This is a genomic window from Pantoea sp. S62 (genome assembly GCF_016658625.1).
Classification (GTDB): domain Bacteria; phylum Pseudomonadota; class Gammaproteobacteria; order Enterobacterales; family Enterobacteriaceae; genus Pantoea; species Pantoea vagans.
On the sequence record NZ_JACVVI010000018.1, the window covers coordinates 76667 to 93227 of the forward strand.

General features: G+C 53.4%; 14 protein-coding genes, 1 pseudogene and 1 riboswitch. Of the genes and pseudogenes, 12 read left to right on the forward strand and 3 right to left on the reverse strand.

The features are described from left to right. The first annotated feature begins 498 nt into the window (after window positions 1-498). From IBT54_RS20805 to IBT54_RS20820, 4 genes are all read left to right on the forward strand, one after another. Complete coding sequence (locus IBT54_RS20805) at window positions 499-1470, forward strand: reverse transcriptase domain-containing protein (protein WP_201252891.1); 972 nt, start codon at window positions 499-501, stop codon at window positions 1468-1470. Next, window positions 1467-2795, forward strand: a complete 1329-nt coding sequence (locus tag IBT54_RS20810) for an AAA family ATPase (RefSeq protein ID WP_201252892.1) — start codon at window positions 1467-1469, stop codon at window positions 2793-2795. The genes IBT54_RS20805 and IBT54_RS20810 overlap by 4 nt, the downstream gene beginning before the upstream one ends. 446 nt (window positions 2796-3241) lie before the next feature. Further along, window positions 3242-3862, forward strand: a complete 621-nt coding sequence (gene parA, locus IBT54_RS20815) for a ParA family partition ATPase (RefSeq protein WP_201252893.1) — start codon at window positions 3242-3244, stop codon at window positions 3860-3862. Window positions 3863-3894: 32 nt separating this feature from the next. Further along, the gene (locus IBT54_RS20820; protein ID WP_201252894.1) at window positions 3895-4131 is read left to right on the forward strand and encodes a plasmid partition protein ParG; all 237 of its coding nucleotides are present in this window, start codon (window positions 3895-3897) and stop codon (window positions 4129-4131) included. Between the two features lie 733 nt (window positions 4132-4864). On the opposite strand, the pseudogene umuC reads toward IBT54_RS20820, so the two are convergent. Beyond that, window positions 4865-5908, reverse strand: a pseudogene (gene umuC, locus IBT54_RS20825) (translesion error-prone DNA polymerase V subunit UmuC); the annotation flags it as partial. A gap of 147 nt (window positions 5909-6055) precedes the next feature. On the opposite strand from umuC, the gene IBT54_RS20830 reads away from it, so the two are divergent. The 8 genes from IBT54_RS20830 (at window position 6056) to crcB (ending at window position 12889) form a co-directional block, all read left to right on the forward strand. Then, entirely contained in the window at window positions 6056-7054 is a 999-nt protein-coding gene (locus IBT54_RS20830) for a YncE family protein (protein WP_201252895.1), read from the forward strand. A gap of 164 nt (window positions 7055-7218) precedes the next feature. Then, window positions 7219-8379: a TDT family transporter gene (locus IBT54_RS20835; RefSeq protein WP_201252896.1), complete on the forward strand. Its 1161-nt coding sequence runs from the start codon at window positions 7219-7221 to the stop codon at window positions 8377-8379. Continuing rightward, window positions 8376-8984 carry a uracil-DNA glycosylase family protein gene (locus IBT54_RS20840; RefSeq protein ID WP_201252897.1) on the forward strand — a complete coding sequence of 203 codons (609 nt, stop codon included), beginning with the start codon at window positions 8376-8378 and terminating at the stop codon, window positions 8982-8984. Before IBT54_RS20835 ends, IBT54_RS20840 begins: the two co-directional genes overlap by 4 nt. Before the next feature lie 26 nt (window positions 8985-9010). Then, window positions 9011-9079: riboswitch (Fluoride riboswitch) on the forward strand. 79 nt (window positions 9080-9158) lie between these two features. After that, window positions 9159-10055, forward strand: coding sequence for a DHHA2 domain-containing protein (locus tag IBT54_RS20845; protein ID WP_201252898.1), 897 nt, complete (start codon window positions 9159-9161; stop codon window positions 10053-10055). Then, entirely contained in the window at window positions 10052-10477 is a 426-nt protein-coding gene (locus tag IBT54_RS20850; protein ID WP_201252899.1) for a universal stress protein, read from the forward strand. Before IBT54_RS20845 ends, IBT54_RS20850 begins: the two co-directional genes overlap by 4 nt. A gap of 17 nt (window positions 10478-10494) precedes the next feature. Continuing rightward, window positions 10495-11784 carry a phosphopyruvate hydratase gene (gene eno, locus IBT54_RS20855; protein ID WP_201252900.1) on the forward strand — a complete coding sequence of 430 codons (1290 nt, stop codon included), beginning with the start codon at window positions 10495-10497 and terminating at the stop codon, window positions 11782-11784. Window positions 11785-11806: 22 nt separating this feature from the next. Beyond that, the gene (gpmA, locus tag IBT54_RS20860) at window positions 11807-12505 is read left to right on the forward strand and encodes a 2,3-diphosphoglycerate-dependent phosphoglycerate mutase (protein ID WP_201252901.1); all 699 of its coding nucleotides are present in this window, start codon (window positions 11807-11809) and stop codon (window positions 12503-12505) included. A 12-nt stretch (window positions 12506-12517) separates the two neighbouring features. Further along, on the forward strand, window positions 12518-12889 hold the full coding sequence (gene crcB, locus IBT54_RS20865; protein WP_201252902.1) for a fluoride efflux transporter CrcB: 372 nt from the start codon (window positions 12518-12520) through the stop codon (window positions 12887-12889). A 252-nt stretch (window positions 12890-13141) separates the two neighbouring features. On the opposite strand, the gene IBT54_RS20870 is transcribed toward crcB, so the two are convergent. Continuing rightward, window positions 13142-14686, reverse strand: coding sequence for a methyl-accepting chemotaxis protein (locus tag IBT54_RS20870; protein WP_201252903.1), 1545 nt, complete (start codon window positions 14684-14686; stop codon window positions 13142-13144). 430 nt (window positions 14687-15116) lie between these two features. After that, window positions 15117-15755: a leucine efflux protein LeuE gene (gene leuE / locus IBT54_RS20875; protein ID WP_201252904.1), complete on the reverse strand. Its 639-nt coding sequence runs from the start codon at window positions 15753-15755 to the stop codon at window positions 15117-15119. Between the last annotated feature and the right edge of the window lie 806 nt (window positions 15756-16561).

Below are 16561 nucleotides of genomic sequence, written 5' to 3' on the forward strand. Positions count from 1 at the left end.
GCGCGGGAGCCAGATCAATAAATCGCGGAAAAAGGATCTGGGTTTTGGTTTTACCCGCAGATTAGCGGGTTATCCAAACCCCGTAAAGGATCCTTTTTTCACAGAAAACCGCCCTTCCCCTTGCGCCACAGGGCCTGCGGGCCAGATCCCGCCGTTTGGTATAATTGGGGTAAAGCCAGGTATGACGTAAAAGGATAAAGTTGGAACCGTTGGCTCAAACGACAGCCCCGACGGTCTGTTAACCAGATACTTAGGAATCTTCTTCTGAAGATCGCAGACTTGATTAAGGAGGCGTACGGGGTCATAATGACAGCATGCTTCTGACTTGGAGTATCTCCGGTCAACCAGGAAGCCTCTATAGGCACTATAGTCAGGTTAATTACTAAGGCCCCCGTTAAGAAATTACCGGGGGCCTTAGTAATTTCCGGGCCCTGGAAAGGCGTTCTGTTTCCCTCTTTTATCAGAGGGCCACAAGGTTCCCATACAGGTAGAGGATCTATGAAGAATAACAGCTTGGAAAATGTGTTTAACGCTTACTTCAATAACAAAAAAGACTTTTCCGATTTTTATAAACTCCGCACGGATGAAGAAGCCCGTCTTATTCCTCTGAACAGAAATAATGCCGAAATTTATCAATGTTCTGACAGGATAAAGGCGATTCATAATTTTCTGTCTCGCTTTGTTTTTTCTGATATGCCCGTCAGGAAGGATATTGTTTTCTCTTACCGGAAAGAAGTCAATATCTCAGACGCAGTACGTCCGCATTGTGAAAGTGAATTTATTTTCAAAACGGACATTTCAAAATTCTTCCCGTCTATCACCTCCGCAGCTGTATCGGAAAAACTTGAAAAATACTGCGATCAGATAAGTTCAGTGGATGCTGAAGACGTTAGAAATAATATTGAAAGAATTGTTTATCTTTGTACATTAAATGACCGACTGCCTGTGGGTTTTGCCTCTTCTCCATCTGTCAGTAATTTCTGCTTCTACGATTATGACAATGTTATTGATTCATACTGCAGGCAAAAAGAGTATATTTACAGCCGCTATGCAGATGATTTGATTATTTCCTCACAGAGTGAAATAAATAAAGAAAGCATGGCTGCCGACCTCTCGGCCATCCTGGCATCCGACGCGGTACTCAGACTCTCTCTCAATTATAAAAAAACAAAAGTTATTACGAAAAAATACGAGAGAAAGATTCTGGGGATCAGCATTCTGGATAATGGGAAAATGACGGTCAGCAAAATCACAAAAAAGGATATTGAAGTGAAACTGCATCTGCTCAGAACGGATCGGGTAAAACTGGTGGACTACACCGGAATGGATGAGATGTCGTCGATCCTGTCAATCGCAGGGGTGCTGAGCCAGATTAACAATATTGATAAAGACTATCTGTATTATCTTCGCAGAAAGTACGGTAACGCCATTATCAGCAAGCTGCTTAGAGGAAAGGAGTTACTTAAGTGATTGTCAGTGTTAATATTAAGGCTCTGCAGCATCTTGCTGATATCAGCGTGTCATTCGATTTTTCACGCGATCCGCTTGTCTGCTTGACCAGCAAAAATGGCGTTGGAAAAACCTCTATCATTAAAGCTCTAGCCCTGCTCAGGGACACGGCTATCATCAGTAAAACCTCGTCGGTTTTCAGTATCAGCGAAGAGACTCAGATTGATGTCACGTTAAATGATGAAGTGTACGCCTTCCGCTACCGCGATGGGGATCTTGATACCAGAGATATTATGCGGGATGAGTCATTTATCAGCGTTGAGCTTCCCATTCCCTACGGAAAGCGATTTTCTGAATTTCCTGCGCTGGGCAACATTGATATGACGTTAAGGGAAATGTACCTGAAGGGCGATTATCAGGATGCGCAGGATCTTATTGCGTTTATGCAATTGGTTTATAAAGATGACAATAAATTTCAGAATCTGAAAGTCGTAAAAATTAAAGGGGAGAGCTATTATTTTCTCCCGCTGGATAACGACCGCTATATCCGAGAGGATTATTTCAGTTCCGGTGAGTTTTTTGTCATCAGTATCTTTAAGATGATAAATTCTCCGAGTCGTCTAATTATTATAGATGAAATAGACGTTTCTCTGGATTCATCAGCACAGGTTTCTCTAATGAACGCTGTTCGTAATATCTGCGTGGAAACGGATAAAAAAATACTTTTTACCACACATTCACTTGCCATTATGAAAATGATTTATGAAAATGGCACGCCAATTGTTTATCTGAAAAATGAATGCGGTGAAGTAGTTCATAACCTGGTTTCATACAGCTTTATACAGCTTGAGATGTTCGGATTTGAGGGGTATGACAAAATCATATTCACTGAAGACGTTACGCTTGAGCATTACATCAATTACAGGTTAAATGGGCAGCAGATACGCAACCGCTACAAAGTTATTTATATAGGCGGCTGTGATAACGTCGTAGATCTTCTCAGACGTAATGCGAATAGTAAGTTCATCTGCCAGCCAGAAAACGCGAAAGCCGTTCTGGACGGTGATGCCGCAGGAAAGTACGGTCACCGGCCGGATGTCATTCTCAGTCCATTTGATGACATCGAGGATGAACTATACAGAAAGTATAAAGCGGAAAATGGGGTGTACAATCTTCCCGATGTGGTCCCTGAAAACGCAGGGTCAAAAGCTTATTGGAAAAAATTGCATCAGAAGCGCGATCGTTACGGTATGACGCGGGAAGACATCTTCCGCATTGTCGAGTCGGGCTTTCAGCAGGAGACAGATGACTTCACTCAGGCACTGCTTAATTTTATTGAAGGCTAAGCTCTTCATGTATTGATGATCTTTCTATTCAGCTTATATCCTAGGGCCTAGGGCCAAAGTTCGCCTTCTTTCTCGCTATAGCGACCTTGGACCATATTGAACTTTCAAACTCTGTAACTTTCCACCGAATCAGTCCGTTCATTTTAGAGGTCTTACGACATACTGACTCAGTACCCCTGAGGATTCTTTTTGCACCTGGAATGTCCCCCTCGCCTTGTTAAACAGTTTAACGATACAGACACTGCCCCCCTCCCCTATCGTCTTAAAACGCTGCACATCAATTCCTCTCGAAATGCTTCAATAGTTCTATTATACAGAAATTTAGATTTATGAGTGTTTATTCATTTGAGTAAATGATTAATTGTGTATTTGAAGCTTTACGCTTTTACTCATGTGTGGTTTACTCATATGCACTTTCACTCATATGAGTAAATGAGGTTTTGAGCATGAAGATTATCTCGTTCCTGAATCCTAAAGGTGGCTCTGGTAAAACCACGGCGACTATAAATGTCAGCTCCTGCTTGGCCAGTGGCGGTAAAAAAGTTGCTGTAGTAGATACCGATCCGCAAATGAGTCTGACTAACTGGAATAGCGCTGGAAAAGCTGCATTTGATGTTTTCACTGCGTCATCTGAGAAAGATGTCTATCAGGTCCGCAAAGAACTCAGTGAGTACGATTACGTTATCATTGATGGAGCCGGCTCGCTTTCAGTTATCACTTCAGCTGCGGTCATGGTCAGCGATCTGATTCTGATCCCCGTAACGCCGAGTCCTCTCGATTTTTCTGCCGCAGGTTCTGTAGTCACGGTTCTTGAAGCCCAGGCGTACAATCGCCCTGTTGAGGCGCGATTCCTGATTACCCGCAAAATTGAGCAGGCAACCATGTTGGGTGTTCTTAAAGAGAGCATCAGCCAGACGGGCATCAAATCACTTAAAACCGCTATTACTCAGCGCCAGAGTTACGTCAGGTCTGTTCTTGAAGGCGGAAGCGTATTCGATACCTCTGATAAATCAGCTCAGGGCGAAATCCAGATTCTTACTAAAGAAATCGTATCTCTTTTTGAGTAATTACTCATATACTCAAATGTGAGGAGGCTACTATGGCACTTGAGAAAAAACATTCGTCACCAACGATGAAGTTTGGTACGCACAGAGACATTGATAAAATCGTTTCGTCCCAGTCAATGCCATCTGCTTCAGGTAAACAAAAGCGAGTGAACGTTAACTTCGATGAAGATAAACACACGCGTTTTAAGGCAGCTTGTGCCAAAAAAGGGATCAGCATCACCGATGTGCTCAGCAGTCTCGTTGACGATTGGTTAAAGGAGAATGAGTAAATACTCATTTTAGTGTTTTTGCTCCCCTCCCCTTTGATGTTCAGCGTGGCTGCATACTCGGGGGTTAGGCCCCTACTCAAACACTCATTTGAACTTATGAGTAATTACTCAAGTGGGTTTTTGAGTAAGTGAGTATGCCGGATATCTATTCAATTCTAATTCACTCGTCAACTGCCTGAAGACAGTTTAACTCCCTCGCAATTTCGACCCTGTTTTCTCAGCAAGATATCTCCCGAAAATTTCGCATAATCACTCAATCACTCAATCACTCAATCACTCAAATGAGTAAATGTGTGTTTGAGTTTAAGTAGATTTACTCATTTCTGTGCCGTTTCCATAAGCTCAGCGATAAATAAGTGATGTGTAAATACTCAAATGAGTAAATATTAGATTGAGTGAATACTCATTTGAGTAATTGGACTGAATAATGCTCGATTCTGTATTTTCTTGGTGACTCAATGATTCGCACAGCCGAGGCTGTCATCAGAACGGGCAAAAGGACTTCAACCTATCCAGAATACTTTATGTTCATAAATTACTGAAAAGTGAGTAAATACACATTTGAGTATTTGTGTGTTTTGAGTTCGAGTCAGTTAAATCATGCGCTTGAATTAATATGTATTTACTCATCTACTTCTCTACTCATATGCGTTTTTACTCAAAAACTCAAATGAGTTTGCCTTTTCATTACCGATTTAAACCGGGGCAGGGGATGCTGAGCTTTCTTTTCAGGTCAGCAAACCTTGGCAACCGGAATATCTTTCCAGTTGGTCGTCCAGGCTGGGCTCAACATCTGCCGTTTCATCTTCCAATCGGTATTAATTCCCTGACCTGCAAACCACAAATTTCCCAGCCCTGACTGGTTAATCCCGTCCAGGACTTTCATGAGCTTCGCGCTGTTGGGCCGGGGACCGTCCTCATCAAACAGATTCAATTGACTCACACCATTAGGTGTAAAGTCATCGAGCATAATACCTGCTTTCATGTAGCGCTGGCCTTCGCGCCAGATTCGATCCAGCGAACGCATGGCCACCTCGATAACATCTCGGGTATCCTGCGTCGGGATGCGGAGATTTTCGCCGGCGCTGTTACCGTAAAAGACTTCACCTGGCGCATGAGGGGAGGTTCGGATAAAAATACCAATGCGCCGGCAAAACTGACGTTCGCCCCGCAGCTTTTCGGATGCACGCGTCGCGTACTGGCAGAGAGCCTGCTGCATAGCGACTTTTGATGTAATACGTTCGCCAAACGATCGTGAACACATAATCTGTTGTTTAACGGGCGCAAACTCTTCCAGTGGAATGCAGGATTCTCCATTGAGCTCACGTACGGTTCGCTCCAGCACCACACTGAAGTTTTTGCGAATGAGGGCAGGGTGCGCGCGCGACAGTTGCAGGGCATTTTCGATACCCATAATGCTTAGCCTTTTAGCGATACGCCGCCCGACACCCCAGATTTCCTCAACCGGTTGGTTCAGCAGAAGCGTAGCGGTGCGTTTAGGGTTTCCGGGCGTCAGGGCCAGTACGCCCCTGAACTGCTTCCACTCTTTGCTGGCCCACTGTGCACTTTTGGCCAGCGTTTTTGTGGGGCCCATGCCTACACCTACCGTCAGCCCGGTCGTGGCCAGAACGTGCGCGCGGAGGCGCTTACCGAAGTGCTCAAAGTCTTCGCATCCGTCAATGCCGGTTAAATCAAGGAACATCTCATCAATGGAATACTGCTCGACTTTAGGCGTCAGCTCTTCAAGCGCCGTCATGACCCTCTGTGACATGCTGTGATTTATGTGGAATGGAATTTCCAGCAATGATGGTAAGGCTTAATCAGAAAATCGATTTCCCGAATGGGGTGTAACAGACCATGATTAATCAGATCCGGAAAGCAGGGCGACCGGCACTCTTTTTATCAACAGTAAGGAATACCCTTAATGCTCATAAAACACCCCATTCTGAGCCTGACTGCAGCAGCACTGCTTATGGTCAGCGCCGCCGCTGGCGCAGTGGGTTCACGCTGGACATTCGACGGTGACATTCATAACAACTCTCTTGCCATCAGTCCGGATGAAAAAACCGCAGTAGCCTCTTACAGCGAACGCTCCGAGGTCATTGTCTACGACCTGGCTACGGGGAAAGTCAGAAAAGTACTGAAAGGGTATGTTACTCCCCGGAATGTGCTTTTTTCACCCGACGGAAAAGCCATTTATCTTTCAGACAGCAGCCTGGGTGTGGTGAAAAAAATCAGCACCGACACGCTGAATACCGCGGTATCGCTGCCGCTGGGGCCGGGCGCGTTCGGCACGGCCATCAGTCGTGACGGCCAGCGTCTGTACGTTAATAATGAGGCGGCCAGCACGCTTTCAGTCTACGATCTGGCGCACGATCGCCCGGTTGCGGTTGTCACCGGTTTTGCACAGCCCCGCCAGGGCATCAGACTCAGCCCGGACGGTAAAACCGTTTACGTCACCAACTTCATGGGAGACAAAATCACCCTGGTGGACGCGGCTTCCGGCGCCGTTCAGGGAGAGATAACCGGCTTCAGTAAACTGCGGGCTATTTCAGTCAGCGCGGACGGCAAAACGCTGTATGCGGCCAACAGCGGCAGTAACACCATCGCGGTAGTGGACACGCAGAAGCGGGCTATCACCCGCACGATTCCCGTGGGTAAAGATCCGTACGGTGCCGCCCTCACGCCTGACAACCGGTACGTTTACAGCGGCAACCTCGGCGATAACAGCCTTTCAGTCATAGAGACCGCTACGGGAAAGGTGATCGCAACCGTCAGCGGATTAGATGCTCCCCGGCAGGCGATTGTCTTCAGCAAAGACGGTTCCCGGGCATGGGTGCTTAATAAGGACCTCAGCATCGCCGTGGTGGATCTGAAGCAGAACCGCGTAACCTCATCAGTAAAAAGCCCGGCGCAGCCCTGAGTCCGGTGCTGTTCAGATTGGCCGGCGCTGAACTGCGCCGGGATCCGTACCCACGCTGAACATCTGATTAACAAATAAAACAGATTGGTTATATACATATAACCTGTTTTAAAGATATGTCACATCATGCCTATACTGAGCCTGTTACCCAAGGAGATTCAGGCATGAACGACAAAATTTTTACGCTGCACAATGGCACCCGGCCGCTGAGCGCGCTGAGCAGCCCTAAAGAGGCCATACGGCAGTTCACGCCTAACTGGTTTGCCGCCACGATGGGAACCGGCATTCTGTCACTGGCGCTGGCGCAGTTTCCCTGGCCGGTCCCGGGGCTGCGGACGGTGGCGGAAGGATTATGGATGTTCAACATCCTGCTGTTCAGCGTCTTTGCACTGACCTACATCGCCCGCTGGGTAATGTATTTTGACGAAGCAAAGCGGATATTCGGCCATTCAACCGTGTCCATGTTCTTCGGGACCATCCCGATGGGCATGGCCACCATTATCAATGGCCTGCTGGCGTTCGGGCTGCCGCGCTGGGGGGCGGACGTCATCCCGGTTGCCCACGCCCTGTGGTGGCTTGACGTGGTGATGTCGCTGCTCTGCGGCGTCTGCATCCCGTACATGATGTTTACCCGCCAGCAGCACAGTATCGATCAGATGACCGCGGTGTGGCTGCTGCCGGTGGTCGCAGCCGAGGTGGCTGCCGTGAGCGGGGGACTGCTGGCTACGCACATCGCAGATACGCACGCGCAGCTGGGCATTATCATTACCAGCTACGTGCTCTGGGCATACTCCGTGCCGGTGGCGCTGAGCATCCTGGCGATTCTGTTACTGCGCATGGCGCTGCACAAGCTGCCGCATGAGAGCATGGCCGCATCCAGCTGGCTGGCCCTGGGGCCGATAGGCACGGGGGCGCTGGGCATGCTGGTCATTGGCGGCGACGCGCCGGCGATATTTGCCGCAGCAGGGATGCCGGAGATCGGACACATTGCGCAGGGTGTGGGATTCGTGGCCGGCATTCTGTTCTGGGGCTGCGGTCTGTGGTGGATGCTGCTGGCGATGCTCATTACCGTGCGCTATTTCCGCGACGGAATTCCCTTCAATCTGGGGTGGTGGGGCTTTACGTTCCCGCTGGGCGTTTACACCGTCACCACGCTGAAGCTTTCCACCCTTATCGATCTGCCTTTCTTTAAGGGGTTTGGTGCGATTCTGGTGGTGATGCTGGCTGCCATGTGGCTGCTGGTCACGGTAAAAACCGTGCGGGGTGCCTGGAGCGGCAGGCTGTTTGTGTCCCCCTGCCTGGCCGGGCTCAGTAAAAAACCATGAAAACGGCTGGCACGCTGCTGGACGAGGCGGTGATGACTCAGCGACTGGCCGGTACCGGTGCGGAACACGTGGCTCCTCTGAACGCGTGGGTCAGCGGCCTCAGGGCCGCCGGAACGGAGCTGCCCTGGTTTGACCCGGCGGACGGCGGCGTGCGTGCGGCGTTACTGGTGCTGCTGCAGTCGCCGGCGCTCAGCAGCCCCTCGCCGCGGTTTGTGTCACGCGATAATCCTGGCCCGGCCCAGCAGAATCTGGGACGTTTTCTGGCAGAAGCGGACATTGCGCGAGGGCAGAGTGTGCTGTGGAACGTGGTGCCCTGGGTAAGCGGCGGCGGCCGCAGTACACCCTCTGCTGCCGACGTTAAGGCGGGATGTGACCTGCTGGTACCGCTTCTGTCGTTGCTGCCCGCCCTGCAGGTGGTGGTGCTGGCCGGTGCCGTGGCGGCACGCGCTGAACCACTGGTGAGGCAGGCACGCCCCGGCGTACAGGTGCTTGTCATGCCGCACCCGAGCCCGCTGGCACTGTGTGCCGGACCGTCGGTCACGGAGAAAATCCGCACCGTCTTACGGCAGGCACAGATAATGCTGACAGGCAAAAGCGGGAGCTGACAGGTTTTTTATCCTGTTCTATACTGCAATGACAAGGTGATGGCGTTCCACCTTTCCCAACCGCCCCGTCCGGGGCTGATGACGCCTGATACCACTCTTGTTTTTTCAGGAGGTGTGTCAGGCCGTCCCTGCTTTTTGCGGTCTGCATGCTTCCCTCAACCCGGGGATGAACCTGTGATACACGTTTTCGGCCACAAAAATCCTGACAGCGATGCCATCTGTACTGCCGTGGTAACCGCGCACTGGCTGACAGAGCGTGGCCAGACGGCGCGGGCCTGGCGGCTCGGCGAGGCCAGCCGCGAGACGCGCTTTATCTTTGAGGCGGCGGGACTCACGCTGCCGCCGCTGCTCACGGTCTCTCTTCGGAATGAACCGGTCTGGCTGGTTGATTTCACCGAACCTGCACAGGGACCTGACGACCTTCTGCAGAGCAACATCATCGGCATCATTGACCACCACCGCCTGGGCGGGCTGGTGACGCGGCTCCCGCCGGAGGTGTACATCAGGCCCATCGGCAGCAGCGCCACGCTGCTCTGGCTGCTGATGAGCCCGGAGTCGCGCCGCACGCTGGCCCTGCTGCTGCTGGGCGCGCTCCTGAGCGACACCGTTAACCTGCGCTCGCCTGTCACGACGGAAGATGACGTCCGTACGGCGACTGAGCTGGGCGTCCTGTCCGGCGTCAACCGCAGAGCCTTCGCCCGCGAACTGCTCATCGCAAAAACTGATATCAGCGGCCTCAGCGCGCAGCAGCTGCTGGACAGGGACCTCAAGGCGTTCGTGATTGCCGGCACCGACGTGCGCATTGCGCAGATTGAGGTGAGCTCACCGGACCAGGTTTCCGCCCTGCTGGATGACCTGCTTACCGCCATGGCCTGGCTGGCAGACCAGTCGGGTGCCGGCCTGGTGGAGCTGATGCTGACCGACATCCGCGCCGGTTTTTCCACGCTCTATTTTGCCGGACGGGAGAGCGTTCACGCGGCCTCCTGTTCAATACCGGGCATGCTCAGCAGAAAAAAACAGCTTCTGCCGTGGCTCGACGCCCGCCTTAACCCAGCCGGGAGTTCATCATGACCTGTTATACCCACGCACTGATACTCGTGAACGATAAAGAAGACGGCACCCTGCTGCTGAACCGGGCGGTGTCGCTCGCCGGGCCGCTTGGTATGAAAATCACCCTGGCCCACATCAGCGATGACTACCGGGAAATGAACTACGTTTCCGACGGCCTGATGGACGATGCCGTATCGGAGGAGGTCGTGAAAGCCAAAGCGTTCATGAGCGAACTGGCGGCCTCCGTGCCGGACGACGTGGACACCCGCGAGCTCGTGACCATGCGCCGTTTTGAGGACGTGGAGAAGTGCATCGCAGACCTGGCTGTGGATCTCGTTATCGCAGGGCACCGCAACCGCTTTATGGGAACGCTGCTGTCCAAATCGGCTGAATACATCAACCACCTGACGGTGGACGTTCTCATCACACATCTTAACGACTGAGTCAGGAGAAAACAGACATGAACTTCACACTCGACAGCCTCAGCGCCCGTGAAATTCTGGACTCGCGCGGTAACCCCACCGTGGAAGTAGAGGCTTTTACCGCTGATGGACAGATGGCACGCGCCTCCGTGCCGTCAGGCGCCAGTACCGGCTCCCGCGAAGCCGCCGAACGCCGGGACGGTGATACCGGCCGATTTGGCGGTAAAGGCGTGCATGACGCCGTTAACGCGGTGAGAACGGAAATCTGTGAGGCCGTACGCGGCACGGACGTGCGGGAGCAGCGCCGGCTCGACAACATCATGATGGCGCTGGACGGAACGGAGAATAAAAGCCGGCTGGGCGCCAATGCCATTCTCGGCGTGTCGCTGGCGGTGGCCCGGCTTGCCGCGCAGGTTTCGCGCCAGCCGCTGTATCGCTACCTCGGTGGCCTGCAGGCAAACCTGCTGCCCGTGCCGTGCATGAATATTATCAACGGCGGCGTGCACGCCCGCGGTCAGGGGGCTGATTTTCAGGAGTTCATGATTGCGCCGCACGGTGCGCCCACCCTGACGGAGGCGGTGCGTCAGGGCAGCGAGGTATACCAGGCGCTGCGCCAGATCCTGCTGAATAAAAATCTGTCTGCGGCGGTCGGCGACGAGGGCGGCTTTGCGCCGGCGGTGGCTTCTAACCGGGAGCCGCTTCAGTTCATCGTGCAGGCGATTGAAAAGGCAGGTTACCGGCCGGGTGAAGACATCAGTATCTGCATGGACCCTGCATCCAGCGAGTTCTTTTCGGACGGCAGATACCACCTGCGCACCGAGGGCAGCACCCTGAGCGCGGCGGAAATGACGGACTACTATGGCGAGCTGATGGATCAGTTTCCCATCGTGCTGCTGGAAGACGGCCTGGCGGAGGACGACTGGGCGGGGTGGAGGCACCTGCATCAGCAACTGGGCGGGCGGGCCGAGCTGGTTGGTGACGATCTGTTTGTGACCAACGTGAAGTACATTCAGCGCGGTATTGAAGAAAACCTCGCCAGCGCCGCGCTGATTAAGCTCAATCAGATTGGCTCGCTGAGCGAAACCCTCGACGCCGTCGCGCTCTGCCAGCAGCACGGCTGGGGCACCTTCATCTCACACCGCAGCGGGGAAACCACCGATACCTTCATCGCTGATCTGACGGTGGCCCTGCGCGCCGGGCACCTGAAGACGGGCGCGCCGTGCCGCGGCGAGCGGGTGGAAAAATACAACCAGCTGATGCGCATTGAGCAGGCGCTGGGTGACGAAGCGCGCTATGCGGGCCTGCAGGCCTTTGTGCGCCGCGGATGAGGCAGCCTGTCCGGAGCAGACGATGACTGACTCAACGCTCATCCTGCTCCGCCACGGCGAAAGCCTGTGGAACAGGGAAAACCGCTTCACCGGCTGGACCGACGTCCCGCTGACGGAGAGAGGCTGCCGTGAAGCCGACCGGGCGGGCAGGCTGCTGCGGGACGCAGGGCTTCGCCCGGACTGGGTCAGCACCTCGGTGATGACCCGCTGTGTGCACACGGTGTGGCGGGTACTGGACCAGCTTGACCGCAGCTGGGTACCGGTGAACAAAACGTGGCGTCTGAATGAGCGCCACTACGGTGCCCTGCAGGGGCTTAACAAAGACGAAACCGCCCGCCAGATGGGGGAAGAGAGGGTCCGGCACTGGCGCAAAAGTTTCCGCGGTATTCCGCCTGCGGATGCTGAAGCGCCGGCCCGCCTTCACCGCGACCCGCGCTACCGGCGCGTCGCGCTGTCTGACCTGCCGGCAACAGAAAGTCTGGAGATGACGCTGCGCCGCGTGATGCCATACTGGCAGCACGCTGTGGTGCCGCAGCTTCGCCCCGGCCGTACCGTGTTGCTGGCAGCGCACGGCAACTCGCTGCGCGCCCTGATGTCGTTTCTGAACGGCATGGAGGAGGAGGCTGTCGCACAGCTCCACGTGCCGACCGGCGTCCCGGCCGTTTACCGGATGAGTGCTGACGCGCGGGTCGTGTCGCACGGTTTTATCAACGTGACTTAAAGAGGAAAGAGTGTGAATCAGCTTTTCGCCGTCATCACTGGCGGCTCACTGGGATGCGTCCTTCGCTGGCAGCTGGGTGCGCGCCTTAACGCCATGTTTCCGGACCTGCCGCCCGGCACGCTGCTGGTAAACCTGCTGGGCGGATTTATTATCGGCGCAGCGCTGGCGTATTTTCTGCGTCACCCCGGCCTCGATCCGGCCTGGCGGCTGCTCATCACCACCGGGCTGTGCGGCGGAATGACCACCTTCTCCACGTTTTCGGCGGAGGTTTTCGCCCTGCTGCAGGCCGGCAGCTACGGCTGGGCGGCCGCTTCGGTGCTGATACACGTGCTGGGCTCGCTGGCGATGACTGCAGCCGGGTTTTACGTGATGACGCTGCTTTAACCGCTAAGGTGCCTGCTGCCAGCCTTTTTGCCGGTACGCCTGCGTACCGGCCTTTCTGAACCAGAATAACTGAGTGCCTGTTTCTGCTGATTCCGGGCTCGACGGGTTACTGTGAACTTTTTCTGATTCACACGTCAGGGTGGCGGGGGCACGGTTTCGCTATGTGCTCAGCCATATTCAGATCAGGCCGGCGAACCGGGTACGCACACTGCCCCGCGGAACACCAGCCTGATACTTGTCTGACAGGTTGTTTCAGACCCGGAAAGTTTCTACCATTCCACGCAGCGCGTGCGCCTGCTCTGAAAGCGACTGAGATGCTGACGAAGACTCCTCAACCAGCGCGGCGTTGTTCTGCGTAACCCCATCCATCTGGCTGACGGCAACGCTGACCTGAGAGATGCCCTGCATCTGCTCGGATGAGGCCAGCGAAATGTTATCCATGGCCTCCGCCAGCTCACCCACCATACCGACGATTTTAAGGATGCTCTGCCCCGTGCCTGCTGCAACCTCCACGCCACTTTCCACCTGCTCCACGGCCTGTTCAATCAGCTGCTTGATATCCCGGGCCGCGGTAGCGCTGCGCTGGGCAAGCGTCCTGACCTCCCCGGCCACGACGGCAAACCCCCGCCCCTCCTCGCCAGCCCGTGCAGCCTCTACCGCCGCGTTAAGTGCAAGAATGTTGGTCTGAAAGGCGATGCTCTCGATAACCGCGGTGATATCCCGTACTTTTGCTGCGCTTAGCGAGATGGCATTCATGGTTTCCGACATACGCTGCACGTCTGCCTCACCTGTGCGGGCAAGTGACGCGGTTTCACGGGCTGAATCTGCGGTCTGCTGCGCGCCCGCCGTATTGCTTTTTACCGTGGCGGTAAGCTGCTCCATACTGGCGGCCGTTTCCTGCAGGGCTGCAGCCTGCTGCTCGGTACGGGAGGAGAGCTCGGTGTTGCCCTGAGAAATCTCATCCGCGGCCAGTGCCACGGAGGCGGATGAGTCTTTAATCTGCGAGACCAGCCCCCGGAGATTGGCCTGCATGCTGTCAAGTGAGGCGAGCAGGCTGCCCGTATCGTTACGACGAAGTGTGACCGGGGTTGTCAGGTCGCCGGAGGCGATAGTGGCCGCAAGCGCCTGCGCCTGCGCAGGCTCTCCGCCCAGCTGACGCATCAGCACACGGATAGTCAGCACGCAGGTTCCGGCCGCCACGAGTACGGATGCGGATGCAAGTAACACCAGTATAAGCGATGCGCGACTCGTCGACTTGCTGTTCTGCTCAACGGCGGACTGAGTGGCTTTCATCTGAATCTGTGTCATGTCGTTAAGCGCTTTGAGTAACGTGTTCTGCGCCGGGCGCGTGACTGTCATGAGGTAGTCGGTAGCCTCCCGGGCCTGATTAGCCAGACCGAGCCGGCCCGCCTTCTCCAGTGCCGCCAGCACCGGGCCTTCAGCTTCAGCTATCTGGCTGAATATCTCCCGGCCCCGGGGCGCAGAATCCGTTTTCATCATCTCACCCAGTGCGTGCCGGTTTTCAACATAGAGAAGCTTCTGTTTCTGCAGACGCTCCCACTCCGGTTTCATGGCCTGAGGGTCGGTCAGCAGAGCCATGTTACGGACCGCAACGCCCATATCTCTCAGACCGCCGCGCATGTCCAGTACCAGCTGGTACCTTTTCATTTTGTCGTTTACGACGTCATCCATACCGTTGCTGGCCATATTCAGTGCGTTAAGTGCGATGCCGGTACAGATGATAAAAAGCAGGATAAGCAGGCCGAAACCTGATGCAAGTCGCGTAGATATTTTCATGTGTGTTCTCGTTATCCGGAAAGAGGAGGCCTGGTGTTAACTGTGTTATCGGCATAAACGGAGAAAAATACAGCGATCGGGGTAACTCACAATCCCTTTGCCTGAGGTGATCAGCACATGAAGCAGATAAACATATGCTGGCTGTCAATACGGTCTGTATGTGATGCATACAACTGGTGTGCAAACAGGCTGCGTGTGACCGGCCTGGCGGAGAACGTGAGTCAGCTGCGGGCACTGATGCAGGGAGAGGTGCGTCCTGCATATGCGCGGGCGGATAGAGAGGGTACCCTCTTAGCTTGCAAGTGGAGTTCAGGATTTAGATAGCGATTCTCGAGGGATAGGGAAAGTGAAGGTCTGCTTTGAGCGAAAAGCAGACGTTTCATCATGCGAAAGTTTTAAAAAACCGCCTTATGGCGGTTTAGACATGTAATCAAGAAGTGGCGCTTGCGAGACGTGCCGCAAAGCCAATAAACAGAAGGCCAGTAAGAGTGTTGGCCAGCCTGACCAGACGTTTTCGAGTGCCGAGCCAGCGGGCGATGGCTGCACCGGCCAGCAGCAAAAATGTCATCCATGACAGGCTGATAAGCTGCAGCACAGTTCCCAAAATGCTGAAGGCTACTGAACTATGTGCCGTTGCCGGGTCGATAAACTGAATAAAAAACGAGACGTAAAAAAGAATCGATTTTGGATTAGTAATGCTCAACATAAACGCTTTAATAAAATAGTTTTCTTTCCTGACCACTGGCACGGGGCCGTTCTGACGGACCTGACACAGTGCAGAGCAGATAATTTTTATGCCAAGCCAGCTCAAAAAAAGTGCACCCATGTACTTCACCGCAGTAAATATATGCGGACTTGCCTGTATCACAGCTGCTATGCCAGCCCAGGCCAGAAAAATAAGAAATACGTCGCCAAGCACGACGCCCGCAACCCCCTGGTATGCGGCGCGCAATCCCCGGCTTATTCCCGTACGCAACACATACATACTGTTAGGACCTGGAATCATTACGATAACCAGCGCGCCAGCAAGAAATGTCAAGAAATTAACCACGCCAAAGTCAGCAAACATTTTCATCCCCGCAGGCTTTTTTTAGTAAGAATATTCTAACGCAAACAATTCTCATGAAAATACATGAAGGAGTTTTTTTACTTAACGTCCGCTTCTGGCACAAAGCGGACATCGGAATCACGCAATGTCCGCTATGAGCGAAAAGCGGACGTACTCAAAAGGGAAAAAAGGGCGAGCATCTTATGACTTGCTGTAAGGATACTTCCAGCTTTACCAGTCTGAAAAAGGCCCGTTGCTATTCCTGCATGCAAAACTATTTCTTAGAGCTATTTAGAAGACTGTGTCACCTCAGCAGAGAGTTCGGGCGGGCTGAAATTAGCTTTGATTATTAAAACACCCGATAGTTAAGAGTGCTATGATGCATAGGCGTACTTTTCTGAGTCGCGAATTTCACTGGCGCTTTTGCCATCCCGGTGTGCTCTACCGGATATCGGGATTTTTTTAACGCACTGAGGCGGCCCGGAAGCTGCTGCCAGAAAGCTATCTCTGAAAATGACTGCTAATCCGGTTCAGTCAGCATTTCAATATGGACGATAGACAGCTGCTCGCCGACCTCACCTGATGCGTAATAACGCTCTATGCTTCGGATAAAAGGACTTCGTGATTCCAGCATGTCTGCAATTTCTCGCAGGTGTGCGGCAAGGGAGGCCGGAGATGCGGGGATATAGGGCGGAGTGACTCTGGCCATGGCGTTGTTCTCTGTCTGAAAATAACATCATACCGCACCAGAGCTTTTGTGAAACTAAAGCGCTTAAAATTTCTGAAAAGTCTGTACGCGACAGGAAACAGAGGAAAACAGTTTAATG